This window comes from Streptomyces bullii, from assembly GCF_042657145.1.
Classification (GTDB): domain Bacteria; phylum Actinomycetota; class Actinomycetes; order Streptomycetales; family Streptomycetaceae; genus Streptomyces; species Streptomyces bullii.
The window spans coordinates 36,713-61,309 of sequence record NZ_JBHSNY010000010.1 but is presented as its reverse complement, the minus strand read 5'-3'; the positions used below and the strand labels follow the sequence as shown (position 1 = coordinate 61,309).

At 73.3% G+C, this 24,597-nt stretch carries 23 protein-coding genes; 12 read left to right on the top strand and 11 right to left on the bottom strand.

Annotated elements, in window-relative coordinates; genetic code table 11:
- The first annotated feature begins 58 nt into the window (after positions 1–58).
- Positions 59–715 carry a TetR/AcrR family transcriptional regulator gene (locus ACFPZJ_RS27410; RefSeq protein WP_381026826.1) on the top strand — a complete coding sequence of 219 codons (657 nt, stop codon included), beginning with the start codon at positions 59–61 and terminating at the stop codon, positions 713–715.
- Between the two features lie 81 nt (positions 716–796).
- Here ACFPZJ_RS27410 and ACFPZJ_RS27405 read toward each other — a convergent pair whose 3' ends face one another.
- On the bottom strand, positions 797–2,038 hold the full coding sequence (locus ACFPZJ_RS27405; protein ID WP_381026824.1) for a glycoside hydrolase family 18 protein: 1,242 nt from the start codon (positions 2,036–2,038) through the stop codon (positions 797–799).
- 335 nt (positions 2,039–2,373) lie between these two features.
- Here ACFPZJ_RS27405 and ACFPZJ_RS27400 point away from each other — a divergent pair, with 335 nt between their 5' ends.
- Complete coding sequence (locus ACFPZJ_RS27400; protein WP_381026821.1) at positions 2,374–3,546, top strand: acyl-CoA dehydrogenase; 1,173 nt, start codon at positions 2,374–2,376, stop codon at positions 3,544–3,546.
- Positions 3,547–3,986: 440 nt separating this feature from the next.
- Here the strand turns inward: ACFPZJ_RS27400 and ACFPZJ_RS27395 are convergent, their stop codons facing one another.
- Entirely contained in the window at positions 3,987–4,424 is a 438-nt protein-coding gene (locus ACFPZJ_RS27395; RefSeq protein WP_381026818.1) for a hypothetical protein, read from the bottom strand.
- Between the two features lie 278 nt (positions 4,425–4,702).
- Between ACFPZJ_RS27395 and ACFPZJ_RS27390 the strand changes: the two genes are divergently transcribed.
- From ACFPZJ_RS27390 to fxsA, 4 genes are all read left to right on the top strand, one after another.
- Entirely contained in the window at positions 4,703–5,143 is a 441-nt protein-coding gene (locus tag ACFPZJ_RS27390) for an Lrp/AsnC family transcriptional regulator (RefSeq protein WP_190073990.1), read from the top strand.
- Between the two features lie 506 nt (positions 5,144–5,649).
- Positions 5,650–7,263, top strand: a complete 1,614-nt coding sequence (locus ACFPZJ_RS27385; protein WP_381026815.1) for an amidohydrolase — start codon at positions 5,650–5,652, stop codon at positions 7,261–7,263.
- A gap of 561 nt (positions 7,264–7,824) precedes the next feature.
- On the top strand, positions 7,825–8,634 hold the full coding sequence (locus tag ACFPZJ_RS27380; protein WP_381026812.1) for a polyprenol monophosphomannose synthase: 810 nt from the start codon (positions 7,825–7,827) through the stop codon (positions 8,632–8,634).
- A 157-nt stretch (positions 8,635–8,791) separates the two neighbouring features.
- Complete coding sequence (gene fxsA / locus ACFPZJ_RS27375) at positions 8,792–9,367, top strand: FxsA family membrane protein (protein WP_381026809.1); 576 nt, start codon at positions 8,792–8,794, stop codon at positions 9,365–9,367.
- A gap of 111 nt (positions 9,368–9,478) precedes the next feature.
- On the opposite strand, the gene ACFPZJ_RS27370 is transcribed toward fxsA, so the two are convergent.
- From ACFPZJ_RS27370 to yczE, 4 genes are all read right to left on the bottom strand, one after another.
- Positions 9,479–9,853: an RNA polymerase-binding protein RbpA gene (locus ACFPZJ_RS27370; protein ID WP_003977404.1), complete on the bottom strand. Its 375-nt coding sequence runs from the start codon at positions 9,851–9,853 to the stop codon at positions 9,479–9,481.
- A 278-nt stretch (positions 9,854–10,131) separates the two neighbouring features.
- Positions 10,132–11,478 carry an MFS transporter gene (locus ACFPZJ_RS27365; RefSeq protein WP_381026806.1) on the bottom strand — a complete coding sequence of 449 codons (1,347 nt, stop codon included), beginning with the start codon at positions 11,476–11,478 and terminating at the stop codon, positions 10,132–10,134.
- A gap of 49 nt (positions 11,479–11,527) precedes the next feature.
- Positions 11,528–12,295 (bottom strand): glycerophosphodiester phosphodiesterase family protein, encoded by a 768-nt coding sequence (locus ACFPZJ_RS27360; RefSeq protein WP_381026804.1) that lies wholly within the window; start codon positions 12,293–12,295, stop codon positions 11,528–11,530.
- A complete protein-coding gene (gene yczE, locus ACFPZJ_RS27355; protein WP_381026801.1) occupies positions 12,292–12,945 on the bottom strand; it encodes a membrane protein YczE in 654 nt (217 codons plus the stop codon). Before yczE ends, ACFPZJ_RS27360 begins: the two co-directional genes overlap by 4 nt.
- Positions 12,946–13,046: 101 nt before the next feature.
- Between yczE and ACFPZJ_RS27350 the strand changes: the two genes are divergently transcribed.
- Positions 13,047–14,546: an SCO1417 family PLP biosynthesis transcription factor gene (locus ACFPZJ_RS27350; protein WP_381026799.1), complete on the top strand. Its 1,500-nt coding sequence runs from the start codon at positions 13,047–13,049 to the stop codon at positions 14,544–14,546.
- Positions 14,547–14,634: 88 nt separating this feature from the next.
- On the opposite strand, the gene ACFPZJ_RS27345 is transcribed toward ACFPZJ_RS27350, so the two are convergent.
- Together ACFPZJ_RS27345 and ACFPZJ_RS27340 are read right to left on the bottom strand one after the other, a co-directional pair.
- Positions 14,635–16,287 carry a hypothetical protein gene (locus ACFPZJ_RS27345; protein WP_381026797.1) on the bottom strand — a complete coding sequence of 551 codons (1,653 nt, stop codon included), beginning with the start codon at positions 16,285–16,287 and terminating at the stop codon, positions 14,635–14,637.
- Between the two features lie 46 nt (positions 16,288–16,333).
- A complete protein-coding gene (locus ACFPZJ_RS27340; RefSeq protein ID WP_381026795.1) occupies positions 16,334–16,528 on the bottom strand; it encodes a hypothetical protein in 195 nt (64 codons plus the stop codon).
- 299 nt (positions 16,529–16,827) lie between these two features.
- On the opposite strand from ACFPZJ_RS27340, the gene ACFPZJ_RS27335 reads away from it, so the two are divergent.
- From ACFPZJ_RS27335 to ACFPZJ_RS27315, 5 genes are all read left to right on the top strand, one after another.
- Positions 16,828–17,220 (top strand): ankyrin repeat domain-containing protein, encoded by a 393-nt coding sequence (locus ACFPZJ_RS27335; protein ID WP_381026792.1) that lies wholly within the window; start codon positions 16,828–16,830, stop codon positions 17,218–17,220.
- A 300-nt stretch (positions 17,221–17,520) separates the two neighbouring features.
- A complete protein-coding gene (locus ACFPZJ_RS27330; protein ID WP_381026790.1) occupies positions 17,521–18,939 on the top strand; it encodes a HEAT repeat domain-containing protein in 1,419 nt (472 codons plus the stop codon).
- Between the two features lie 185 nt (positions 18,940–19,124).
- Complete coding sequence (locus tag ACFPZJ_RS27325; protein WP_381026788.1) at positions 19,125–20,255, top strand: glycosyltransferase family 4 protein; 1,131 nt, start codon at positions 19,125–19,127, stop codon at positions 20,253–20,255.
- Complete coding sequence (locus ACFPZJ_RS27320) at positions 20,252–21,439, top strand: glycosyltransferase (RefSeq protein ID WP_381026785.1); 1,188 nt, start codon at positions 20,252–20,254, stop codon at positions 21,437–21,439. Before ACFPZJ_RS27325 ends, ACFPZJ_RS27320 begins: the two co-directional genes overlap by 4 nt.
- Positions 21,436–22,287: an SGNH/GDSL hydrolase family protein gene (locus ACFPZJ_RS27315; RefSeq protein WP_381026784.1), complete on the top strand. Its 852-nt coding sequence runs from the start codon at positions 21,436–21,438 to the stop codon at positions 22,285–22,287. Before ACFPZJ_RS27320 ends, ACFPZJ_RS27315 begins: the two co-directional genes overlap by 4 nt.
- Positions 22,288–22,351: 64 nt before the next feature.
- Here ACFPZJ_RS27315 and ACFPZJ_RS27310 read toward each other — a convergent pair whose 3' ends face one another.
- The 3 genes from ACFPZJ_RS27310 to ACFPZJ_RS27300 are packed head-to-tail and all read right to left on the bottom strand — an operon-like array spanning position 22,352 to position 24,596.
- The gene (locus ACFPZJ_RS27310) at positions 22,352–23,221 is read right to left on the bottom strand and encodes a 5-oxoprolinase subunit C family protein (RefSeq protein ID WP_381026781.1); all 870 of its coding nucleotides are present in this window, start codon (positions 23,219–23,221) and stop codon (positions 22,352–22,354) included.
- Positions 23,218–23,841: a 5-oxoprolinase subunit B family protein gene (locus tag ACFPZJ_RS27305; RefSeq protein WP_381026779.1), complete on the bottom strand. Its 624-nt coding sequence runs from the start codon at positions 23,839–23,841 to the stop codon at positions 23,218–23,220. Before ACFPZJ_RS27305 ends, ACFPZJ_RS27310 begins: the two co-directional genes overlap by 4 nt.
- Positions 23,838–24,596: a LamB/YcsF family protein gene (locus tag ACFPZJ_RS27300; RefSeq protein ID WP_381026776.1), complete on the bottom strand. Its 759-nt coding sequence runs from the start codon at positions 24,594–24,596 to the stop codon at positions 23,838–23,840. The genes ACFPZJ_RS27305 and ACFPZJ_RS27300 overlap by 4 nt, the downstream gene beginning before the upstream one ends.
- Between the last annotated feature and the right edge of the window lies 1 nt (position 24,597).

Here is a 24,597-nt window from a genome sequence, read left to right as displayed (position 1 = left end):
ACGGATTGACCTGACATACTGCGGGTGTCCCACCCCCCGCTGCACATCAGGGTCGAAATTGAATATTAGTCAACAGCCGGCCGCCCGCCCCAGAGCGCGCGGCACAGAGCGCTCGGTGGCGCGCCGTGCCGAACTCATCGCCATCGGGCGGAGGTTGTTCGCCGACACGTCCTACGACGCGCTGTCCATGGACGACATCGCCCGCCAGGCGCAGGTCGCCAAGGGGCTCATCTACTACTACTTCCAGTCCAAACGCGGCTACTACATGGCCATCATCCAGGACTCGGTCGCCGACCTGCTCACCCTCGCCGCGAGCGGAGTCGAACTGCCGCCGGTGGAACGGGTGCACCGCACCATCGACAGCTACCTGGTCTACGCCGAGCACAACCAGGCCGCCTACCGGACGATCGTCAGCGGCGGGGTCGGCTTCGACACCGAGGTGCACGCCATCCGGGACGGGGTGCGCGAGGCGATCGTCGCGACCATCGCCGAAGGGGCGTACGGACGCCACGACATGGCGCCGCTCGCGCGGATGGGCCTGCTGGCCTGGGTGTGCAGCGTCGAGGGCGCGACCCTGGAATGGATCGACCGTCCCGAACTGCCCCGCGAGACCATGCGTGAGCTGCTGGTCAAGACGCTCGGCGGCGCCCTGCGCGCCATCGAGGAGCTGGACCCCGCCTACCCGGCCCCGGATCCGGCCCGCCGCGGCGGCTGACGAAGGGGCGGTGACCTCCGGCGCATGACGAAGGGGCGGAGGTCCCTCTTCCGGAACCTCCGCCCCGCGTTCGTCCCTCCGTCAGTTGATCGCCTTGATCAGCTCACCGCTCGCGGTGTCGCCGCTGAGCTCCCAGAAGAACGTGCCGCCCAGCCCCTGCTGGTTCTTGTACGCCATCTTGGTCGCGATGGTCGCCGGAGTGTCGTAACTCCACCAGTTGTTCCCGCACTTGGCATACGCGGTGCCGCCCACCGTGCCGGTCGCCGGGCACTTGGTCTTCAGCACCTTGTAGTCCTCGATGCCCTGCTCGTACGTGCCCGCCGCCGGGCCGGTCGCGCTGCCGCCGGGCGCGGACTGGGTCACACCGGTCCAGCCGCGGCCGTAGAAGCCGATGCCCAGCAGCAGTTTCGAGGCGGGGATGCCGAGGCCCTTGAGCTTGGCGATGGTCGCCGAGGTGTGGGTGTTCGCCTTGGGGATGCCGGAGTACGAGGTCAGTGGCGAGTGCGGGGCCGTGGGGCCGGTGGCGTCCCAGGCGCCGAAGTAGTCGTACGTCATCGGGTTGTACCAGTTGACGTACGGCGCGGCGCCCGCGTAGTCCGCCGCGTCGATCTTGCCGCCCGCCGTGGCGTCGGCGGTGATCGCCGCCGTGACCAGGTTGGCGGAGCCGAACCTGGCCCGCAGCGCCTGCATCAGGTTCTTGAAGGCTGCCCGCCCGCTGGTGTCGCACGTGGCGCCGCAGGCGTTCGGGTACTCCCAGTCGATGTCGATGCCGTCGAAGACGTCGGCCCACTTGGAGTTCTCGACCAGGTCGTAGCAGGACTGGGCGAAGGCGGCCGGGTTCTTGGCGGCCTCGCCGAAGCCGCCCGACCAGGTCCAGCCGCCGAACGACCACAGGACCTTGAGGTTCGGGTGTTTCTTCTTCAGCTTGCGCAGCTGGTTGAAGTTGCCGCGCAGCGGCTGGTCCCAGGTGTCGGCGACGCCGTCGACGGACTCGGCGGCGGTGTAGGCCCGGTCGGTGGCCGCGTAGCCGTCGCCCATCGCGCACTTGCCGCCGGTGACGTTGCCGAAGGCGTAGTTGATGTGGGTCAGCTTGGCGGCCGAGCCGGAGGTCTCGATGTTCTTGACGTGGTACTTGCGGTCGTAGGTGCCCCATTCGGTGAAGTAGCCGATGACCTTCGAGCCCGCGGCCTCCTGAGCCGAGGTCGCGGCGGTGGCGGTCGACGTGCCGGCGCCGGCGAGCAGGCCGGCGCCGAGGGCGGCGCAACACGCGGCGGACACGAGCGCCCGCAAGCGGCGGGCGCGGGAACGGTGGGGGGTGGGCATCCGGTGTCTCCTCGTGGGGAGAGGGGAACGCGTGCCGATTGGCATGAACGCGGTGAGTTGGTCGGTCCGAAACAGTAGGAGGACTAGACCAGTTGGTCAATGGTGCGGACCAATTTCCCCGCCCTCGTGGCGCGTGCGGATTTCTTGAAGTAAGCGGTCGTTAACTGGTGACGCGGTGCCTCCGATCGGGCATACTCACAGCGCAGAGCCGCTGGTCAGCAGCTTCCGCGACCCGGAAGTGCGAGCATCGGCCCGGCACCAGAACGACCGGCGGAGCCGCCCCGACCCAAGGCGCACGTCCGCCGATGTGCCCGACAAGGGAGGAGAGCGTCGCCATGCCCGACCGCGCCCCGCAGCCGGTGGAACGACAACTGCCCACGGACGAGGCCCGGGACCTGATCTCGCTCGTCCGCGACATCGCGCAGCGCGAGATCGCACCCAAGGCGGCCGAGGAGGAGGACGCGGGACGCTTCCCGCGCGAGGTCTTCACCCTGCTCTCCGAGTCCGGCCTGCTCGGCCTGCCCTACGACTCCGAGTACGGCGGCGGCGACCAGCCGTACGAGGTCTACCTCCAGGTCCTCGAGGAGCTCGCCGCGGCCCGCCTCACCGTCGGCCTCGGCGTCAGCGTGCACACGCTGGCCTCCTACGCGCTCGCCGCCTACGGAGCCAAGGAGCAGCAGGTCGAGCACCTGCCCGCGATGCTCGGCGGCGGCATGCTCGGCGCCTACTGCCTCTCCGAGCCGCACTCCGGCTCGGACGCGGCCGCCCTGCGCACCAAGGCGGTCCGGGACGGCGACGACTGGGTGATCACCGGGACCAAGGCCTGGATCACGCACGGCGGGATCGCCGACTTCTACACCGTCATGGCGCGCACCGGCGAGGAGGGCCCGCGCGGGATCACCGCGTTCCTGGTGCCCGGCGACGCGCCGGGCGTGAGCGCCGCGCCGCCCGAGAAGAAGATGGGCATGAAAGGCTCGCCCACCGCGCAGGTCCACTTCGACGGCGTCCGGGTCCGGGACGACCGCCGCATCGGCGAGGAGGGGCAGGGCTTCGCGATCGCCCTGTCCTCGCTCGACGGCGGGCGGCTCGGCATCGCGGCCTGCGCGATCGGCCTCGCGCAGGCGGCCCTCGACGAGGCGCTGCGCTACGCCACCGAGCGCCGGCAGTTCGGGCGGCCGATCGCCGACTTCCAGGGGCTGCGGTTCATGCTCGCGGACATGGCGACGCAGATCGAGGCCGGGCGGGCGCTGTACCTCGCGGCGGCGCGGCTGCGGGACGCGGGCCGGCCGTTCGCCAAGCAGGCGGCCATGGCCAAGCTGCACTGCACCGACACGGCGATGCGGGTCACCACCGACGCCGTCCAGATCCTCGGCGGCTACGGCTACACCGCGGACTTCCCGGTCGAACGCTACATGCGGGAGGCCAAAGTCCTGCAGATCGTGGAGGGCACGAACCAGATTCAGCGGATGGTCATCGCCCGCCACCTCGCGGGTCCGGAGACACGCTGAGCGCGTCCCGGGACGCGCCGAACTGACCGAGTCCGCGCCAGGGGGCGGCGAGCCGTACCCACTCCGGGTCGTGCCGCCCGGGCAGGGTCTGGCCGCGGTTGGCCCAGGTCCGCATCAGATCGCGGTAGATCGGCGGGTCCGGCGGCCCCGGCGGGGTGGGCGGAACCGATTCTGCCGTGGCAGGGACGAGCAGGCGGCGCTGACGCCCGGTCGCGGTGTACGTGGGGGTCATACCCGGGCAACGCCAGGCAGGGCGGACAGGTCACCGGCCGACGGAATCGGGCGTGCGTTCGCGGGCGTCCGGCTCCCGCACGGGAGTGGGGAGCACCTGAGGTCCCTCTTCGCTTCGCCGGGACGCGCTGAACCCGCACCACGGCGGCCTGCGGCCGTGGTGCGGGGCAGCTGCGGGAATCGAGCGACGGCGCCGGACGGGCCCGCGCTCAGGCGGCCTGGCGCCGAAGGACGGGGACCCTGATGGGGCGCGAGCCCGGGCCGCCGACGTGCGAGAAGGGCTGGGTCCGCCAGTCGAGCCCCTGAGGGAGCGTCAACAGCAGCGCGGTGTCCTGCTCGTGCGGCCGGAACGACTCGTCCGCGGGCCGCGCCTCGGAAGCGAGGCGGCCTGTGCCGGGGCAGACGGTGAGTCCGAACGGATTCCACGGCGAGGCGCACAGCGCGTGCTCCGGCAGGACCTCCTCGTCCGCCAGCAGGGCGATGGGCTGCGCGCAGTCCGGGCAGATCACCCGGTACATCTCGAAGGTGTCGTAGGCGTCGAGTTCGTCCTCGTCGAACGCGTCGGGTTCGACGCCCTCCGGCTCGGGCTCGACGACGGGCTGCTGCCGCTTGGGTGCGGTACGACCAGGGCGCTTAAGACTCTGCATTGGGTTCTCCCCCTCGGGCTGGGCCGTGAAGGCACTGCGGCCTCGACCACAGCAAGCACTTCCCGTCCCCCTTCGGCGGTAATCACGAGAGCATCACGGAGACTGTTCGAGGGCTGTGGCGTTCGTCACATGCCGCTCGCAGGTGCCGGGTGCGCGCGGTTTCCCCGCCCCGATCACCGACGGCCGGTTCCCTCCTCCCTCCCGACACATCACGAACCGGGCATGACCTGGGCTCTCAGGTATCCGAGGAGATCAAGCGCCCTGTAGGTTCTTGCGCCATGGAGGAGCTGGACCGACAGATCGTGCAGCTGCTCGTCAAGGACGGGCGGATGAGCTACACAGACCTGGGCAAGGCCACGGGCCTGTCCACGTCGGCCGTGCATCAGCGCGTGCGCCGGCTGGAGCAGCGTGGCGTTATCCGCGGCTATGCCGCGGTCGTCGACCCGGAGGCCGTCGGACTGCCCATGACCGCCTTCATCTCGGTCAAGCCGTTCGACCCCAGCGCTCCCGACGACATCGCGGACCGGCTGGCCGACGTCCCGGAGATCGAGGCCTGCCACAGCGTCGCGGGCGACGAGAACTACATCCTCAAGGTACGGGTGGCCACACCCCACGAACTGGAGGAACTCCTCGCCCGGGTCCGCTCCCTGGCGGGCGTCTCGACGCGCACCACGGTGGTGCTGTCGACACCGTACGAGGCCAGGCCGCCGAAGATCTGAGCGGGTGGTCGGGCCGCTGCCGGGGCCCTGGAGGGGCGTTCGGCGCGGGCCGGAGTGATCGCCGACGGGCGTCCTCACGGCGCGTTCGGGCGTGTACGGGTGGTGATGTCGGCGCCCTGGCGGGGGCTCGGCCGCTGAAGGCCGGAGCGCGTTCTCGGCACCACCGTTGTCAGCGCTGCAACGCCACGACGACCGGGGAGAGGTCCCCGGGGCACCGCGCAGGACGACCACTCCGGGATCCGGCCAGGACGGTGCGCAGGATGCCGGGGACGCGGGCGGGGCCACTCCCAAGACCGCCACAGCAGCCCCGCACTGGCCCCTCACCGACCTCGACGCCGCGAGCTGACCCGCGGACGCCCGCCGGCGATCACACCCAGGACCGAGACGCCGGACACCCGCCCCCGGCCCGCCAGCGGCGGGCGAGGTGCTGATGGCGCATCGACGTGGGCGCTCCGCGCGGTGCCCCGGGTGCGGTCCGGGCGGGTCGGCGCGCGAAACTGTTGCCCATGAGCGCACGCACCGTCCCGCCGAGAACCGTCCTGCTCCGCCGCGGCGAGGTCCACAGCCCGGCCGACCCGTTCGCGACCGCGATGGTGGTCGAGCACGGCCAGGTCGCCTGGGTGGGCTCCGAGGGCGCCGCCGACGCCTTCGCGGACGGGGTCGACGAGGTGATCGACCTGGATAGCGCGCTGGTCACCCCGGCGTTCACGGACGCGCACGTGCACACGACGGCCACCGGCCTCGCACTGACCGGCCTCGACCTGTCCGCCGCCCCCACCCTGGAGGCGGCCCTCGCCCTCGTAGGGGACTTCGCCGCCGCCCGCCCGCACGACCGCGTCCTGCTCGGCCACGGCTGGGACGCCGCCCGCTGGCCCGGCGGACGGCCCCCCACACGTGCCGAGCTCGACGAGGCCACCGGCGGCCGGCCCCTGTACCTGAGCCGGATCGACGTCCACTCGGCGGTCGTCACCACGGCCCTGCTCGACCTGGTCCCCGGCGACCTCGGCCGCGTGGACGGCCCGCTGACCGGCGACGCCCATCACGCCGTACGCGCCGCCGCCCTGGGCGCGATCACCCCGGCCCAGCGCACCGAGGCGCAGCGCGCCGCCCTCGCGCACGCCGTCTCGCTCGGCATCGGCACGGTCCACGAGTGCGCCGGCCCGGAGATCTCCTCGGAGGACGACCTCACCGGCCTGCTCCGGCTCGCAGCCGAGGAACCCGGCCCCCGGGTGATCGGCTACTGGGCCGAGCAGGCCGAGGAGGGGGTCGCCAAGGCACGCGAGCTGGGCGCGATCGGCGCCGCGGGCGACCTCTTCGCCGACGGCGCCCTCGGCTCGCACACCGCCTGCCTGCACCAGCCGTACGCCGACGCAGGCCACACCGGCACCGCCTACCTGGACGCCGCCGCCGTCGCGGCCCATGTCGTCGCCTGCACCGAGGCGGGCCTGCAGGCGGGCTTCCACGCGATCGGCGACGCCGCCGTGACCGCCGTCGTCGACGGTGTGCGTGCCGCCGCGGAGAAGCTCGGCCTCGCACGGATCCGCGCCGCCCGCCACCGCGTCGAGCACGCCGAGATGCTCACCCCCGACACGATCGAGGCGTTCGCCGACCTCGGCCTGACCGCCTCCGTCCAGCCCGCCTTCGACGCCCTGTGGGGCGGCGACGACGGCATGTACGCCCAGCGCCTGGGCATCGAGCGGGCCCGGACGCTGAACCCCTTCGCGGCCCTCCTGCGCGCCGGCGTGCCGCTCGCCTTCGGCTCGGACAGCCCGGTCACGCCCCTCGACCCGTGGGGCACGGTCCGGGCGGCGGCCTTCCACCGCACGCCGGAGCACCGCGTCTCCGTGCGGGCCGCGTTCACGGCCCACACACGCGGCGGCTGGCGGGCGATCGGCCGCGACGACGCGGGTGTCCTCGTGCCCGGCGCCCCCGCCGACTACGCGGTGTGGCGCACCGGCGAACTCGTCGTCCAGGCCCCGGACGACCGCGTCGCCCGCTGGTCGACCGACCCCCGCTCGGGCACCCCCGGACTGCCCGACCTCACCCCCGGCCATGACCTGCCCGTCTGCCTGCGCACGGTGGTGGGCGGACGGACGGTCTTCGTACGGCCGGGCGAGTGATCTACGGGGGTGGCGCGGCGACGGTCGTGCGCCGTGCGCCCGTCTCGCTACCTGCGCATCCTCCGCCCTGACCTGGCCTTCGAGGGAAGAAGCGCAGGTCAAACGGCTGTTGACAGGCGACAGCACGAGCCCGGTAGGTTCGGCCGCGTCCACCACCGGACGCCCGACCGGGGACCGTCCGAACACTCGTCGCAGCGCCGCTGGGTCAGGGACGGTGTGCCGCACCGGGCACCGCCACTGGGAGCCAGGCTCAGGCCGGCGCAGCGCCGGGGGAAGGTTCCGGCCGGTCGGGAAGGTGTGACCCGGGTGGGGCCCGGACGCTCAGTAGACAACGGCTTTCGGTCGATCCGCAGCCAGCGGGTCCCAGGTCGGCCCGAAGGGCGCCGGGCCCCCATCCGCCGCACCACCTGCCGTCGCGACCGCACCACGCCCCGGCGGTGGAAAGCGCACGCTCTTACCCGCGTCTTGCGGAATCGACACCACCGTACGAACGTCCTGTCGCGTCATCGCAGGCCGGGGACACTATGGTGGACGCCTGCGTACGGACATGAAGGGGCAGCAGTGAACGACGGCGGCGGGACCCTCGCGGCAGGATCCCAGGGGAGGACGTTCGGTCCGCTCGGCACGGCCTTGGTGATCATCCCGACCTACAACGAGGCGCAGAACGTCAAGAGCATCGTCGGCCGGGTGCGCAAGGCCGTCCCCGAGGCCCACGTCCTCGTGGCCGACGACAACAGCCCCGACGGCACCGGCAAGCTCGCCGACGAACTGGCCGTCGAGGACGACCACGTGCACGTGCTGCACCGCACGGGCAAGGAGGGCCTCGGCGCCGCCTACCTCGCCGGTTTCCGCTGGGGCCTGGAGCGCGACTACGGCGTGCTGATCGAGATGGACGCCGACGGCTCCCACCAGCCCGAGGAACTGCCCCGCCTGCTCACCGCCCTCAAGAGCGCCGACCTGGTGCTCGGCTCCCGCTGGGTGCCGGGCGGCCGGGTGGTCAACTGGCCGAAGTCCCGCGAGTTTCTCTCCCGCGGCGGCAGCACCTACTCGCGTCTGCTGCTCGACGTGCCGATCCGCGACGTGACGGGCGGCTACCGAGCCTTCCGCCGCGAAACCCTCGAAGGGCTCGGTCTCGAGGAGGTGGCCTCGCAGGGCTACTGCTTCCAGGTCGACCTGGCCCGGCGCGCCGTGAAGGCCGGCTACCACGTGGTCGAGGTGCCCATCACCTTCGTCGAACGTGAACTCGGCGACTCCAAGATGAGCCGGGACATCGTCGTGGAGGCACTGTGGCGGGTCACCGCGTGGGGCGTGGGGGAGAGGGTCGGCAAGGTCCTCGGCCGCGGCGACAAGCCGTCGAAGCCCCGACCGTAGCCGTACAAGCCCCGACCGTAGCCGTACGCCCGTACCCTGTACGCCCCTGCGTCCGTGCCGAAGTCGGTTGCGCGGGAACGGCCGCGCGGACCGCCGCCCGGAATCGGTTGACCGCGGCCTTATCCCGTGCTGAGCCGGGTCCGGGCACACTGGGAGCATGACGACTGGCGCTCAGACCCCCAGGTATCCGGCCCGGCCCCGGCGCTCCCGGCTGCGCACGTTCCTGCCGCTCGGAGTCGCCGCGTGGCTGGTGCTGGAGATCTGGTTGCTGACGGTCGTCGCCGGGGCGTCGAACGGGCTGGTGGTCTTCCTGCTCCTGGTCGCGGGCTTCGTGCTCGGCTCGGTCGTGATCAAGCGGGCCGGGCGGCGGGCCTTCCGGAACCTCACCGAGACCCTGCAACAGCAGCAGAGCGGCGCGATGCCCGCGCAGGGCCGGTCGAACAGCGAGGGCAACGGCCTGATGATGCTGGGCGGCCTGCTGCTGATGCTCCCGGGTCTCGTCTCGGACGCGGTGGGTCTGCTCCTGCTGCTGCCCCCGGTGCAGAGGGGCGTGAGCCGCCGGGCGGAACGCACTTTCGACCGCAAACTCCGCGAAGCCGGCACGGGAACCCTGGGCGACGCCTTCCGGCAGGCCCGCATGCAGCGCCCCGACGGCAAGGTGGTGCAGGGCGAGGTCATCAGGGACGAGCCGGGCGACGCCCCGCAGGAGCCGCGCCCGCCGCTGACGCGCTGAAGCCCGCCGCTGACGCGCTGGACCCGCACACAAGACCGCGGGCGCCGCACCATCGGTGCGACGCCCGCGATCATCAACGTGCGCTGAGAATCCGCCCAGGCCCCGTCGGACTCACGCCGACTTGCGGCTGTCCCGGGGATGAACCGCGATGTTCATCGCCCCGGAGCGCAGAACCGCCAGACGCTCCTCGAGGACCTCTTCGAGTTCCTCACGGGTGCGCCGCTCCATCAGCATGTCCCAATGCGTACGCGCGGGCTTGGCCTTCTTCTCCTCCGGGCCGTCGCCGTCCACGAGGAGTGCCTGGGCCCCGCAGACCTTGCACTCCCACTCCGGCGGGATCTCCGCCTCGACCGAGAAGGGCATCTCGAAACGGTGCCCCTTCTCGCATGCGTACTCCACGGCCTGGCGCGGGGCCAGGTCGATGCCGCGGTCCGTCTCGTAGCTGGTCACCACGAGGCGCGTGCCGCGAAGAGCTCGCTCACTCATGAATCGTGCCTCCCGGGCTTGTCGCCCACAGGACAGGTGTCGCTGTCGTCGTCATCCGGTCAACGTCCGGTCGGCGGTAAAGATTCCCGTTCCGAGTCACGTTCCGGGTCATGCGTCGCCGTCGTAGCCGCAGCCTTGCTGACCAATGTCGTACCCACCGGCGCCCGGTTTGTCACATCTGCTACCAGATGTGACACAGCGTTTCGGCATCTTTGACGCGCAGTAACGGTACGCCTGGCAGGCCAAACGCGTACACTACCGCCCTTTCGCTCCGAGTGCTAAATCCTTTCGGGTACCGGGTTGCCCGCATCGGCGATCGCCCGCCGGACCGGAACCCGTGCGAGCAGGGCGAACCCGAGGACGAAGAAGCCCACCAGGGAGATGATCGCGTCCCGGTAACTGCCGGTCAGCTGGTAGGTGATCCCGAACAGCAGCGGGCCGAGCCAGCTCATGCCGCGGTCGCTCACCTCGTACGCCGAGAAGTACTCGGCCTCCTTGCCGGGCGGGACGAGATGGGAGAACAGCGACCGGGACAGCGCCTGGCTGCCGCCGAGGACCAGCCCGATCCCGGCGGCGAGGACGAAGAACCACACGGGCGCCCCGGCGGGCAGGAAGTACCCGGCCGCCAGAGTCACCGTCCAGGCGACCAGCGAACCGAGGATCGCGCGCTTCGCGCCGTACCTCCGCGCCAGCCGCCCCAGCGCCAGTGCGCCCGCCACCGCCAGCACCTGCACCAGCAGCACGGCGCCGATGAGCGTCGACTGCCCGAGCCCCAGCTCCTGGGAGCCGTACACCGACGCCTGGGAGATCACCGTCTGGATGCCGTCGTTGTAGACGAGGTACGCGAGCAGGAAGGCGAGCGTCAGCGGGTGGCGGCGCATGTCGCGGACGGTCGCGGCCAGCTGCCGGAAACCCGGCAGGGCCGCCTTCCCGGCGGGGGACCGGCGGTCGTGCAGCCTGCGCAGCGGCACGAGCGCGAAGGCGCCCCACCACAGGCCGGCCGACGCCAGGCAGATGCGGACCGCCGTGCTCTCGGAGACCCCGAAGGCGTCGTGGCCGGTGTAGAGGACCAGGTTCAGCACGAGGACCAGCGAGCCGGCGGCGTAGCCGAACGCCCAGCCGCGGGAGGAGACCGCGTCGCGTTCCTCGGGCCGCGCGATCTGCGGGAGGTAGGAGTTGTAGAGCATCATCGCGACGGACTGCGCGGCGTTCGCGACGACGAGCAGCGCCCCGCCGAGCAGATAGCGGTCGCCGTCGAGGAGGAACATGCCCGTCGTGGCCGCGGCCCCCGTGTAGGCGGCGGCCGCCAGGAGGGGCTTCTTCCGGCCGGTCCGGTCGGCGGCCGCGCCCACCAGCGGCATCACCAGGACGGCGAGGATCACGGACAGGGACACCGAGTAGGCGAAGAAGGAGCCGGCGCGCACCGGGATCCCCAGGGGATGGACGTAGCCGTCCGCGTCCGCCGCCGACTCGGCGACCGAGGTGAGGTAGGGGCCCAGGAAGACGGTGAGCACGCTCGTCGAGTAGACGGAGCAGGCCCAGTCGTAGACGTACCAGCCGCGCTGCTCGCGCCTGCGTCCGGCGGCCTCGTCGGCCGGCGGTGTCCGCACGGTGTCGGTGCCCACCGGTGCCCTCGCTTCCCCGTGAACGCGCGGAGGCGTCCGGCCCGGGGTCTCAGACCCAGACGCCGCGGTCCTCCATGACCTTGCGCAATGTGTCGATGTGATCGGTCATGATGCCATCCACGCCCAGGTCCAGGAGCCGGTGCATGCGGTCGGCCTCGTTGACCGTCCACACGTGGACCTGCAGCCCGCGCGCGTGGGCGGTCCGCACGAAGCGGTGGTCCACCACCTGGATGCCGGACTGCACCTCCGGAACCTGGGCGGCGACGGCCGAGCGGCGCACCGCGGCCGGCAAGCCCCACGAGCGCAGGCGCAGGTTCAGCACACCCCGTGTGCCGTACGACGTCGCCAGGCGCGGCCCGGCCAGTCGCTGAGCGCGCACCACGCGGGCCTCGGAGAACGAGCCGAGGCAGACGCGGTCCCAGGCGTTCGTCCGTTCCAGCAGGTCGAGGAAGGGGAGGAGGGCGGGTTCGGCCTTGACGTCCACGTTCCAGCGGACCTCGGGGAAGGTCTCCAGCAGTTCCTCGAAGAGGGGCACCGGTTCCTCGCCCGCCACGCGCGCGTGCCGTACCTCCTGCCAGGGCAGGTCGGCGATCCGGCCGGCGCCGTCCGTCACCCGGTCCAGGGTCGCGTCGTGGAAGGCGACGAGCCTGCCGTCCCGGGTGGCGTGGATGTCCGTCTCGATGTACCGGTAGCCCGTCTCGACCGCGCGGCGGAACTGTCGCACGGTGTTCTCCAGTCCGTCCGCGGCCCCGCCCCGGTGGGCGAAGGCGATCGGCCCGGGATGGTCGAGGTACGGGTGGCGTGTCGGCGAGGTCACGGACGCAGTATCGCTCCTCGGGGTTGAGCGGTGGCAACGACCGTGCTGCCGCCGGGTGCCGAGGGGAGGGCGAACACCCGCAGGAACAGCTGGGCGAGCGGGCCGATCGACAGCGCGTACAGGAGGGTGCCGACGCCGATGGTGCCACCCAGGGTGAAGCCGGTCGCCACGACCGTCAGCTCGATGCCCGTGCGCACCAGCCGGATCGAGACGCCCGTGAGCTGGTGCAGTCCGGTCATCAGGCCGTCGCGCGGGCCGGGGCCGAAGCGGGCCGCGATGTAGAGGCCGGTCGCCGCACCGTTCAGGACGATCCCCGCCAACATCAGGCTCACGCGGGGCACCCAGCCGTGGACCTCGGGCACCAGGGCCAGCGTCGCGTCCATCGCCATGCCGATGACCAGCACGTTGGAGATCGTGCCGAGGCCCGGCCGCTGGCGCAGCGGGATCCAGGCGAGCAGCACCGCCGCGCCGACGATGGTCAGCACCACGCCGATGGACAGACCCATCCGCTCGGCGAGGCCCTGGTGCAGGACGTTCCACGGCTCCAGACCGAGCCCCGACTGGACGAGCAGCGCCGAACTCGCGCCGTACAGCGCGAGACCGACGTAGAGCTGGGTGAGTCGCCGGGCGAGACGCCCTCGCGTGGACATGATGTGCCCCCCCTGTGGTGGTAGTGGCCTGACGCATGACACCCTGTGGCTTGGAGGAACAAGCCATCTATGGCCAATTGCGGGAAGGTGGACTGATTTCCATGGCGCAGTGGACCTCGGCCGTGGGTGCGGCGCAGCTCGCGCGGCTGCTGAAGTCGCAGCAGGACCGGCCGGCCGGGCCGGGCAGCCGCCGCCCGCCGGCCTATCGCGCGCTCGCCGACGGCATCCGCCTGCTGGTGCTCGAAGGGCGTGTCCCGGTGGCCGCCCGGCTGCCCGCCGAGCGCGAACTGGCCCTGTCGCTGTCCGTCAGCCGCACCACCGTCGCCGCCGCCTACGAGGCGCTGCGCTCCGAGGGGTTCCTGGAGTCACGGCGCGGCGCGGGCAGTTGGACCGCCGTACCGGCCGGCAATCCGCTGCCGGCGCGCGGCCTGGAGCCGCTGCCTCCGGAGGCTCTCGGGTCGATGATCGACCTCGGCTGCGCCGCGCTGCCGGCCCCGGAGCCGTGGCTGACCCGGGCCGTCCAGGGCGCCCTTGAGGAGCTGCCGCCCTACGCGCACACCCACGGCGACTATCCGGCCGGGCTGCCCGCGCTGCGCTCGATGATCGCCGAGCGCTATGCCGCGCGCGGCATCCCGACGATGCCCGAGCAGATCATGGTGACGACCGGTGCGATGGGCGCGATCGACGCGATCTGCCATCTGTTCGCGGGGCGCGGCGAGCGGGTCGCCGTCGAGTCGCCCTCGTACGCCAACATCCTGCAGCTGATGCGGGAGGCCGGGGCGCGGCTCGTGCCCGTGGCCATGGCCGAGGGGCTCTCCGGGTGGGACATGGACCGCTGGCGGCAGGTGCTGCGGGACGCCGCGCCGCGGATCGCGTACGTCGTCGCCGACTTCCACAACCCGACCGGCGCGCTCGCCGACGACGACCAGCGGCGTCGGCTGGTGGACGCGGCGCGCTCGGCGGGCACGGTGCTCGTCGCCGACGAGACGATGAGCGAGCTGTGGCTGGACGAGGACGTGCGGATGCCGCGGCCGGTGTGCTCCTTCGATCCGGCCGGGTCCACGGTGATCACGGTCGGGTCGGCCAGCAAGGCGTTCTGGGCCGGGATGCGCATCGGATGGGTGCGCGCGGCGCCCGATGTGATCCGCAGCCTGGTCGCCGCGCGGGCGTACGCCGACCTGGGGACGCCCGTACTGGAGCAGCTGGCCGTGAACTGGCTCTTCAGTACGGGGGGTTGGGAGCAGGCCGTGGAGGTGCGGCGCGGACAGGCCCGGGAGAACCGGGACGCGCTCGTGACGGCGGTGCGCAGGGAACTGCCCGGGTGGGAGTTCGAGGTGCCTCGGGGCGGACTCACGCTGTGGGTGCGGACCGGGGGTCTGTCGGGGTCGCGGCTCGCGGAGGCGGGGGAGCGGGTCGGGGTGCGGGTGCCGTCCGGGCCGCGGTTCGGGGTCGACGGGGCGTTCGAGGGGTATGTGCGGTTGCCGTTCACCGTGGGGGGCGCGGTGGCCGAGGAGGCGGCGGTGCGGCTCGCCGCGGCGGCGCGGCTGGTGGAGACGGGCGGAGCGGGGGGTACGGAGGCGCCGCGTACGTTCGTCGCGTAGGTGCTCCGGGCTGGGACTGGGGGCGTGGCCCTGCCGGATGAGGTGAGGTGGTCGCGCGGCCTGGGGCCGTGATGCGGCGGGCGCTGCGCTACTGCGGTTCCGCCGCCACCGCCGCCTCGGCCGTCACCGGCTCCGCCCCGGCTGCCGCTGCTGCCTCCGCCGTCACCGGCTCGGCCTGGGCCGCCGCCTCCGCCGGATCCGGGCCCTGCCGTTCCGTGGCCGCGTCCGCCGGAGTCGTGCGGGGCGGGAGCAGTTCCAGCACGGCCTGCCGGTGGATCTCGCCGGTCGCCTCGTCGTAGGGGTTGGGCGTGGCCGGGACCTGGATGCGGTGGACCGGGCCGGTGCCGAGGCGGGCGTAGCCGCGGCCGGGCGGGACGGCGTCGAGGGGCGTGGTGTTCGGGGGCGCGCCCAGGACGGCCTCCAGTTGCTGTGCCGTCACCGGGCCGAGCGCGACACGCGCGCGCGTGTGCTGCCGTACCGGGTCGCTGAGGACATCGAGGCTGTCCAGCTGGTCGGCGATGACCACCGTCACGTTCGCTGGGCGGCCGTGCCGCAGCGGGACCTGGAGCAGGGACTGGGGGTCCTTGTGACCGTCGGCGGCGGCCAGGTGCGTGAACGCGCTCGGGCGGTCCAGGAGGATCCACAGAGGGCGCCTGGTGTCGTCGGGCGGCGGGTGGCCGGCCTGGTGGGCACGGTTGGCGGCGATCAGTCGGCGCTCCGTCTCGTGCGCCGCCCACTCCAGGCTCGTCAGGGCCCCGGCGAGCCCGCACTCGACGGCCAGGACGCCGTCCCGGCCGGTCAGGCAGGCGTACTCGCCGGTGCCCCCGCCGTCGACGACGACGACGTCGCCGTGCTGGAGGGCCTGGAGGGCGATACTGCGCAGCAGCGTGGAGGTGCCGCTGCCCGGCTGGCCGAGGGCGAGCAGGTGGGGCTCGGTGGAGCGGATGCCGGTCCGCCAGACGACCGGCGGCACGTCGCGCTGTTCCTCCCCGTGGGTGAGGGGGAGCGTGCGCTGGACCTGGGTGGGGTCCGTGAAGCCGAGGACGGTCTCGCCGGGAGCGGTGACGTAACGCTGGGCGCAGATGTCGGAGGGCAGGGGCGCCAGCACGGTGACGGTCAGCTGGTTGCTCTCCTCGTCCCAGGCGAAGTGGTACTCGCGGCCGCGCCCGCTCTTCGCCGTGAGGAGGTGCTGGATCCGGGCGCGTGACTCGGCCTCGCCGTCCGGGAAGTACGCCGGGTAGCTGATCACCAGGTGGGCGATCCGGCCGGTGGCGTCGAACTCGTATGCGGGGAAGGCCTTCTCCCACTCGCCGCCGTGCGCGTACAGGGGCGCCGGGTCCTCGGCGGCCGAGAAGTACGGCACCAGGGCCTCGTACAGCGACTTCAGCCGCTGGGTCTGAGAGTCGTCGGGGCCGTCGGGTTCCGACGGGGCGCGGTCGCGGCCCTGCCAGGCTGCCACCGCCATCAGCGTGATGACGGCGAGCAGCGGGCCGTACGGCACGATTGCCACGACGAGCACCACCGAGGCCACCAGGAACAGCAGCGCGCCGCGCTTGTCCTTGGGGGTGTCGGTCCACCTGCGCAGCCCGGCCGAGGCCAGCCGGCGCAGACCTCGGGTGATCATGATCAGCGGGTAGAGGATGTCGGTGGCGCTGTCGGCCGCCGTCCGGGCCAGCTCCCGGCTCCGGGCGAGCTGTGCGCCGCCGTGGCTCAGAATGCGGGGGAGAGGGCGCCGGGCCACTGCTGCCTCCTGAGGGTGCGTACGGACGGGAGGGGGGTCAGGAGGGTCAGAACTTGATGCCGCCGAGGAGGCTCGCCAGGCTCTCGCCGCCCGCCTTGATGCTCGGGGCGATGGCCGTGCTCGCGAGGTAGAAGCCGAACAGGACCGCGATGATGGCGTGGACCGGCTTGAGCCCGTCCTTGCGCAGGAAGATGCAAACGACGATGCCGAGCAGGACCACGCCTGAGATGGAGAGAATCATTTGGGATCTCCTGGTTCGCGGGGACAGTCACCATGAGTACTTCCAGGCTCACAGGATGTATCCATACTATAAAAGGTGCAAATGGGTGGAATTCCGACCTTTTCCCTCGCGTGGCGGAGTGGGACGTTGACCCGGTGGAGCCGACCGCTTGCGCCCGGCCGGGTCTGCGGTGATCTTTACCTCGGGCACATCGGGTCATGTGCCGCGCGAGCCAGTACCCTGGCGATTCACCCGTACGGCTGCACCGCTCGCAGGCGTACCAGCAGTACCCGAGTGTGTAGTGAGAGGCGGTCCGGCCGATGACTGAAGCCCCCGACCCCGAGGTCGTGGAGCTGGCGACCAAGATCTTCGATCTGGCCCGGCGGGGCCGGACCGAGGAACTCGTGGCGTACGTCGACGCGGGCGTTCCGGCCAACCTCACCAACGACCGGGGTGACTCGCTCGTCATGCTCGCCGCCTACCACGGTCACGCCGACACGGTCCGCGCGCTGCTCGCCCGCGGCGCCGAGGCCGACCGCGTCAACGACCGGGGCCAGACCCCCCTCGCGGGAGCGGTGTTCAAGGGGGAGACGGAAGTGGTCAGGGTGTTGCTGGAGGGTGGCGCCGATCCGTCCGCGGGCACGCCCTCGGCCGTCGACACCGCCCGGATGTTCGGCCGGAAGGAACTGCTCGAACTCTTCGGCGAGCACTGAACCGAACGCTCTGACCAGCGACGACACGGAGAACGGGGGAGGCGGTACGGGGCCGCCGAAATTTCGGTCGCGGCAGGTCGAACTGCCGAGTCATCATGACGTCGTGGTTCACGGACGTGATGGCTGGGCAGGTGTTGCCGCACCGCGCGGACCGTGACGCGGTCCGCATGGGCCACCGACGAGAGGCAGAGGAAGATGGTCTACAGCAAGCAGGAAACGGCGGGCGCCCCGACGTGTTGTCACGCGGCCAGGTAATGCACGTCCCCGGTTGCGTCGACGCTTGATGTGAGGCTGTTTCCCATGTTCGATCCGGTCATAGCGCCCAGCGGTACGCTGCTCGGCCTGCTTCAGCGGGGTCGTGGCGACGGCACGCTGCACGCGCTCACCGCACCGCGCGCCGAGGCGCTCGCGGCGCTGAACCACTGTGTGCTGCGCGACCCCCGCCACGACTGGCAGGTGGAGAACCGCTCCCTCTACTACGCCCGCCTGTACCTCGACCTGAACGGCGAACTGGACGCGATCGAGGCCCACCTCTTCGACCCCGAGGACGTCCTCGACACCGACGAGTCACGCACCGGCCTCGCCCTCGCCGTCCTCGGCCACCTGGCCTCGTACGGCAGGCGGGACGCGCTCGAACTGTTGCGCAGGTACGCCGCGCACGGCTCCAACTGGGCCTGGGCCCTGGACGAACTCGCGCTGCGCGACGACGACGCCGGCCTGCGTGCCCTCGCCGCACCCGTCCTGGCGCGTTTCCCGGCCGACCCGGAGGGCGAGGCCGACCTGGCCGCCGCCGTCCGGGACGCCTTCGAGCCCCGGCCGTGGCGGTTGTGGGCCGAGGATCCGCGGGAATCCATCGCCACGCGTGTGCGTGCCGCCCAGGAGACCGGCTGTTTCGACCGCTGGCAGCGGCAGATGCGGTCATCCGGGCCCCGGCCCGGGTGGAGCGTGCGGGCGGTGTTCGAGTGGGCACAGCAGGGCCTCGAACGCGGCGCCGCCCTGCACGTACCGGCCGCCCGCTGCCTCACCGCGGTGGCCGGCCCCGAGGACCGGCCCGAGATCGTCCAGGCGGCCAAGGACGGCGGTGACGGAGCCCGGTGCACCGCCCTGCGCTACCTCGCCGACAGCAACGATCCCGAGGCCCTCGACCTGATCGAGGGCGCCGTGGCCACCGGCTCGACGGTCGTCGCGGACGCCGCCGTCGACGCCTTCGAACGCATGCGTAGTATCGCCGCCGTCGACCGGGCGCGCGGCTGGGCCCGGCGCCCCGACGCGCTCGGCGCCGCCGCCGGACGCGTCCTCGCCTGCCGGGGCGGCGCACAGGACCGCGACCTGGTCCTCGCCGCCCTGCGGGAAGCCGTACGGGGCGAAGGCCCCGACGCACCGACCCTGTGGACCCTCGTCGACGGCACCGGACGGCTCGGGATCGGCTGCGCCGCACCCGTCCTGCGCCATGTCTACCGAGAGACCGCCTCCTCCCACCTGCGCGGCCGGGCCGCCCGCGCCCTCGCCGCCACCGACCCCTCCTTCCCCGCCGGCTTCGCCGTCGAGTGCCTCTGGGACTGTGAGGAGTCCACCCGTGAACTCGCTGCCCGGCACGCCGAGACCGGCGACACCCGCGTCGTGGAGCGCCTGCGCCGGCTCGCCGCCGACCCGGCCGAGGAAGCCGAGGTCCAGACGGCCGTACGCAGCCGGATCGGGCCCGAGGAACCCGCTGTGTGACCCCTGCCCGGAAGGAGACCCGGGCGGCGCCGCGCCCTGCGGGTGAACGGGGAACGACCCGCAGGTCAGGTGCGCATGGCCGAAACCTGACCTGCTCGGGTGCGCCGCGCAACGCTCATGGGACGTTCCTCGTCCGGACAGATCCTCGTTGACGCGGCCACGTCCGGTGCGGCGACAACACCGGTATGCGTGTCGTCATCGTGACCGAATCCTTTCCCCCCGATGTGAACGGCGTGGCCCACTGCGCGCTCCAGACCGCCCGGCACCTCGTAGATCGCGGTCACCTCCCGCTCGTCGTCGCACCCGCCCCGGCTCCCGGCACCAGGCCCGACGGCCTCGCGCCGTGTCCCGTCGTCCACGTCCCCTCCCTCCCTCTCCCCGGCTACCCCCAGGTCCGCGTCGCCCTGCCCAGCCGCCGTCTGACCGCGGCTCTCGTCGGGCACCGCGCCGACGTCGTCCACCTGGCCAGCCCCTTCGTCCTCGGCGTCCGCGGCATGGCGGCCGCCGCCCGGCTCGGCACCCCCGCCGTGGCCGTCTACCAGACCGACCTGGCCGGCTACGCCCGCACCTACATGGGCGCCGGGGAGGCCGCCGCCTGGCGGCGCATCCGCTCCGTGCACGCCGCCGCGGACCTCACCCTTGCCCCCTCCAGCGCCGCCCTGCGGGACCTGGCGGCGCACGGGGTGCCCCGGGTCAAGTTGTGGCCGCGCGGCGTGGACACCGTCCGCTTCCGGCCGGACCACCGCGACGAGGCCCTGCGCCGCCGACTCGCCCCGAACGGCGAGCTGATCGTCGGCTACGTCGGACGCCTCGCCCCCGAGAAGCAGGTCGAGCTGCTGGCCGGAGCGTGCGGTCTGCGGGGCGTGCGGGTCGTGGTCGTCGGCGACGGGCCCAGCAGGCCGGGGCTGGAGCAGACGCTGCCCGGCGCGGTGTTCCTGGGCCGCCGCACCGGCGACGAACTGGCGCGGGTGTTCGCCTCGCTGGACGTCTTCGTGCACACGGGTCCCTTCGAGACGTTCTGCCAGACCGTACAGGAGGCCATGGCCAGCGGCGTGCCCGTCGTCGCACCCGCGGCCGGCGGCCCGCTGGACCTGGTCGCCCACGGGCGGACCGGGCTGCTCGTCCCGCCGCGCGACGCGGACGCCGTACGGGACGCCGTGTGGTCTCTGGCGGCCGACCCTGGGCTCCGGACCGCGTACGGGGCCGCCGCGCGCGCCATGGTCGAGGGGCGCACCTGGGCGGCGGTCGGCGACCAGTTGATCGGGCACTACGCGCAAGTGCTGGCCGCGCGGCAGCGGACGGTGGTGGCGGCATGACCGGCACAACACCGCGCGACGGGACCGGGGAGTCGCTGCGGATCGTGCGGCTCGCGAACTTCGTGGCGCCCGCGTCGGGAGGGCTGCGCACCGCGCTGCGTGAGCTCGGCAAGGGCTTCCGGGCGGCGGGCCACCAGCCCGTCCTCGTCGTCCCCGGTGAGCGCGCCGACGACCGGGAGACCGAGCAGGGACGGGTGATCACCCTGCCCGGGCCGCTGCTGCCCGGCACCGGCGGCTACCGCGTGCTCACCGACCGGCGGCGGGTGGCCCGGCTGCTGGAGAGGCTCGCCCCGGACCGCCTGGAGGTCTCTGACCGGACGACCCTGAGGTGGACCGGCAAGTGGGCGCGGCGGGCCCGCGTCCCGGCGGTGATGGTCTCCCACGAGACCGCCGACGGCGTGCTCAGGACCTGGGGCCTGCCGGAAGGCGCGGCCCGCCGTGCTGCCGACGCCCTCAACGTCCGTACGGCGCACACCTTCTCGCGTGTCGTGTGCACCACGGAGTTCGCCGAGCGGGAGTTCGTGCGGATCGGCGCCCGCAACGTCGTACGGGCCCCGCTGGGCGTCGACCTGGCCGAGCGGCATCCAGCGCTGCGCGATCCCGGGCTGCGGGCCCGGCACGCGCGCGTGGACGAGACGCTGCTCGTGATGTGCTCCCGGCTGTCCGTCGAGAAGCGGCCCGGCACGGCGCTGGACGCCCTGGAGGCGCTGCTGCGGCGCGGGCGGCGTGCGGTGCTCGTGGTGGCCGGGGACGGGCCGCTGCGGGCGCGGCTCGAACAGCGCGCGCGGGACCGCGGCCTGCCGGTCACCTTCCTGGGTCATGTCTGCGACCGGGGGCTGCTCGGCGCGTTGCAGGCGTCCGCCGACGTGTGCCTGGCGCCCGGGCCCGCCGAGACGTTCGGGCTCGCGGCGCTGGAGGCGATGGCCTGCGGCACGCCCGTGGTGGCGAGCGCGTCGTCCGCGCTGCCCGAGGTGATCGGTTCGGCGGGCGCCGTCGCGGCGAACCACGGGGAGTCCTTCGCGGACGCCGTGGACCTGCTGACCGAACGCCCCGAACCGGACCGCAGGGAGGCGGCACGCGCGCGTGCGGAGTGCTTCGGGTGGGGCACGGCCGTCGCGGCGTTCCTCGCGGCGCACGACGCGACCGTCCTGCGGCGTTCGTCCGCGCCCCGGGGCGCGGCATGAGACCCGCCGGCTTCGTCGCCCTCGGCGACTCGCTGACCGAAGGCGTGGGCGACCCGGTCGGCGCCGGGTGGCGCGGCTGGGCCGCTCTGCTCGCCGCCGGGCTCGCCGAGCACCCGGTCCCCTTCACCAACCTCGCCGTGAGCGGGGCGCAGACCCACGAGGTCCTCGAGAGCCAGCTGCCGGCCGCGCTGGCGCTGCGGCCCGGCCTCGTCTCCGTCGTCATCGGCGTCAACGACACCCTGCGCTGCACCTTCGACATCCACGCCGTGGCCGCCCGGCTCGACACGGTGTACTCGGCCTGCTCCGAGCAGGGGGCGGTCCTGCTCACGGCGTGCCTGCCGGACCCGGGCGCGATGCTCGGGCTGCCGGGGGCGCTGGCGCGTCCGCTGGCCCGGCGGCAGTGGGCGGTGAACACGGTGGTCCACGCGCTGTCCGAGCGGTACGGAGCCGTGCACCTGCATGCGTGCGAGGGCGACTGGATCACCGACCGGGCCCTGTGGAGCGCGGACCGGCTGCACCCCGGCGAGCGGGGGCACCGGCAGTTGGCGTCGCGTTTCCACGCCCTGCTGGTGCGGCACGGTCTGGCGACGGGGCCCGCTCCCTCGCCCGAACCGGAGCTCCCCGCGCCCACCAGGGCGGCGAGCCTGTGGTGGCTGGCCACCGCCGGCACCGGCTGGGTGGCCCGCCGGTGCACCGACCTGCTGCCGCAGCTGCTGACCCTCGCCGCCGACGAAATGCGGCACCGCGCGCGGGGCACGAGCGCCCGGCTCGACCTGCGGGCCTCCGCGGCGGTGTCGGCGGCACTGGCCGCGCTGTCGGTGGGGGAGCGGCAGCCGGACCCCGCCTAGCGTCGCCGGCGTGCTTCAGAAGACCTTCCCCGGGGCATCCTCGCCGGTGTCTGCGAGGCCCATGTCAGCGGCGGCGCACCGCCACGAAGCGGACGGGTGTGCCGGGGACGGCCTGGGCGGCGGCCGGGAGGTCGGTGGCGCGGACCACGGCGATCACCGGGTAGCCGCCGGTGGTCGGGTGGTCGGCCAGGAACACCACCGGTCTGCCGTCGGGCGGGACCTGCACCGCGCCGAGCACCATGCCCTCGCTGGGCAGTTCGTCCGTCCGGGCCCGCGGAAGGGCGGGTCCGGACGTACGCAGCCCGATGCGGTTGCCGGCGGGGGAGACGTGGAACGTGCGTGAGGTGAAGGTCCGTAGGGCCTCTGGTGTGAACCAGCCGTCGCGCGGGCCGAGGGTCACGTGCAGGACGAGTTCGGCCGGGGGTGCGGGCTGTGGGGCGACGTCCACGCGCGCGTGCGGCTCCCGGGGGCTGCCCAGCGGCAGGACGGTGCCGTCGGTGAGGGGCGCCGGGCCGAGGCCCGACAGCAGGTCGGTCGAGCGACTGCCGAGCACCGGCTCGACGGTGATGCCTCCGGAGACCGCCATGTAGCTGCGCACACCGGTCACGGCCGGTCCGACGTCCAGCAGCGCCCCGGCCGGAACGCTCACCGGCGCACTCCAGGCGACCGGGCGTCCGTCCACCGTGACCCGGCAGGACGCTCCCGTGACCGCCACGATGACCGCCGAACGGGGCCGTACGGCACAGCCGTCGAGGGTCGTCTCCAGCACCGCCGCCTCCGGCGGGTTGCCGGCCAGCCGGTTGGCGAGTGCCGCCGCGGGCCCGTCCAGGGCGCCGGAGCGCGGCACACCGAGGTGGGCGTGCCCGGGGCGGCCCCGGTCCTGCACGGTGGTCAGGGCCCCGGCCCGGACGACGGCGAGCGCGCGGTCCGTCATGCCGTCTCCGCCTCGACCGGGACGAAGCGCACGCGCGTGCCCGGCGAAAGCAGCGCCGCGGGTACGCGTGCGTGGTCCCACAGCACTGCCTCCGTGGTGCCGATCAGCTGCCAACCGCCCGGCGACGAGCGCGGATACACGCCCGTGTACGGGCCGGCCAGCGCCACCGAGCCGGCCGGGACCGCCGTGCGCGGGGTGGCCCGGCGCGGCACGTCGTAACGCGGCGGCAGGCCCGTGAGATAGCCGAAGCCGGGTGCGAACCCGCAGAAGGCGACGCGGAACTCGGTGCCCGCGTGGATGCGTCCGACCTCGCGGGCGGGCACACCCCAGTGGGCGGCGACGTCGGCCAGGTCCGGGCCGTCGTAGCGGACCGGGATCTCCACCACCTCGCGCGTGCGTGGCGGAGCGGGGGGCACCTCGGTGGCGGTCAGTTCACAGGCCAGGCGGGCCGGGTCGGGGAGGCCGTCGAGCAGGACCGTGCGCGCCGCGGGCACGATCTCGCGGACCGACAGCGTGCCCTCCGCCCGGCGGCGCAGCAGCTCGGCGTGCAGCGCCTGGGCCTCGTCGCCCGAGGAGACCTCGACCAGCAGCGCGTCCTCGCCCACGGGCAGCACCTTCATGCGAAGGCCTCCACCCGGACACCCGAGGCTTCCAGCCGCTCCCGGACGCGGCGGGCCAGGTCCACCGCGCCGGGCGTGTCGCCGTGCAGGCACAGGGACCGCGCGCGTACCTGGATGCGGCGACCCGCGTGGGAGGTGACCTCCCCGGAGCGGGCCAGGTCCAGCGAGCGAGCCACGACGGCCTCCGGATCGGTGATCACGGCTCCCTCCCGGGAGCGCGGCACGAGCGTGCCCTTGTCGGTGTACGCCCGGTCCGCGAACGCCTCCGTGACGACCGGCAGTCCGGCCTTTGCGGCCAGCTCCAGCAGCCGAGAGCCGGGCAGTCCGAGCACGGGCAGGGCGGCGTCCGCGAGGAGCACGCCGTCGACGACCGCGGCGGCCTGCTCCTCGTCGCGCACGACCCGGTTGTAGAGCGCGCCGTGCGGTTTGACGTACGCCACGCGGGCGCCGGCCGCGCGGGCGAAGACCCCCAACGCGCCGATCTGGTAGGCGACTTCGGCCGCCAGCTCGGCGGGCGGCACGTCCATCGCGCGCCGCCCGAACCCGGCCAGGTCCCGGTAGGCGACCTGGGCGCCGATCCGTACCCCCCGCTCGGCCGCCAGCTCGCACACCCGCCGCATGGTGGCCGCGTCCCCGGCGTGGAAGCCGCAGGCCACGTTGGCGCTTGTGACGACGGACAGCAGGCCCTCGTCGTCGGTGAGCCGCCAGCGGCCGAAGCCCTCGCCGAGGTCGGCGTTCAGATCGATCGGGGTCATG

Coding starts and splice junctions, on each gene's coding strand:
- ACFPZJ_RS27405 (WP_381026824.1), bottom strand. CDS start 2,038: ATGCCCACCCCCCACCGTTCCCGCGCCCGCCGCTTGCGGGCGCTCGTG.
- ACFPZJ_RS27400 (WP_381026821.1), top strand. CDS start 2,374: ATGCCCGACCGCGCCCCGCAGCCGGTGGAACGACAACTGCCCACGGAC.
- ACFPZJ_RS27395 (WP_381026818.1), bottom strand. CDS start 4,424: ATGCAGAGTCTTAAGCGCCCTGGTCGTACCGCACCCAAGCGGCAGCAG.
- ACFPZJ_RS27390 (WP_190073990.1), top strand. CDS start 4,703: ATGGAGGAGCTGGACCGACAGATCGTGCAGCTGCTCGTCAAGGACGGG.
- ACFPZJ_RS27385 (WP_381026815.1), top strand. CDS start 5,650: ATGAGCGCACGCACCGTCCCGCCGAGAACCGTCCTGCTCCGCCGCGGC.
- fxsA (WP_381026809.1), top strand. CDS start 8,792: ATGACGACTGGCGCTCAGACCCCCAGGTATCCGGCCCGGCCCCGGCGC.
- ACFPZJ_RS27370 (WP_003977404.1), bottom strand. CDS start 9,853: ATGAGTGAGCGAGCTCTTCGCGGCACGCGCCTCGTGGTGACCAGCTAC.
- yczE (WP_381026801.1), bottom strand. CDS start 12,945: ATGTCCACGCGAGGGCGTCTCGCCCGGCGACTCACCCAGCTCTACGTC.
- ACFPZJ_RS27350 (WP_381026799.1), top strand. CDS start 13,047: ATGGCGCAGTGGACCTCGGCCGTGGGTGCGGCGCAGCTCGCGCGGCTG.
- ACFPZJ_RS27340 (WP_381026795.1), bottom strand. CDS start 16,528: ATGATTCTCTCCATCTCAGGCGTGGTCCTGCTCGGCATCGTCGTTTGC.
- ACFPZJ_RS27335 (WP_381026792.1), top strand. CDS start 16,828: ATGACTGAAGCCCCCGACCCCGAGGTCGTGGAGCTGGCGACCAAGATC.
- ACFPZJ_RS27330 (WP_381026790.1), top strand. CDS start 17,521: ATGTTCGATCCGGTCATAGCGCCCAGCGGTACGCTGCTCGGCCTGCTT.
- ACFPZJ_RS27325 (WP_381026788.1), top strand. CDS start 19,125: ATGCGTGTCGTCATCGTGACCGAATCCTTTCCCCCCGATGTGAACGGC.
- ACFPZJ_RS27320 (WP_381026785.1), top strand. CDS start 20,252: ATGACCGGCACAACACCGCGCGACGGGACCGGGGAGTCGCTGCGGATC.
- ACFPZJ_RS27315 (WP_381026784.1), top strand. CDS start 21,436: ATGAGACCCGCCGGCTTCGTCGCCCTCGGCGACTCGCTGACCGAAGGC.
- ACFPZJ_RS27310 (WP_381026781.1), bottom strand. CDS start 23,221: ATGACGGACCGCGCGCTCGCCGTCGTCCGGGCCGGGGCCCTGACCACC.
- ACFPZJ_RS27305 (WP_381026779.1), bottom strand. CDS start 23,841: ATGAAGGTGCTGCCCGTGGGCGAGGACGCGCTGCTGGTCGAGGTCTCC.
- ACFPZJ_RS27300 (WP_381026776.1), bottom strand. CDS start 24,596: ATGACCCCGATCGATCTGAACGCCGACCTCGGCGAGGGCTTCGGCCGC.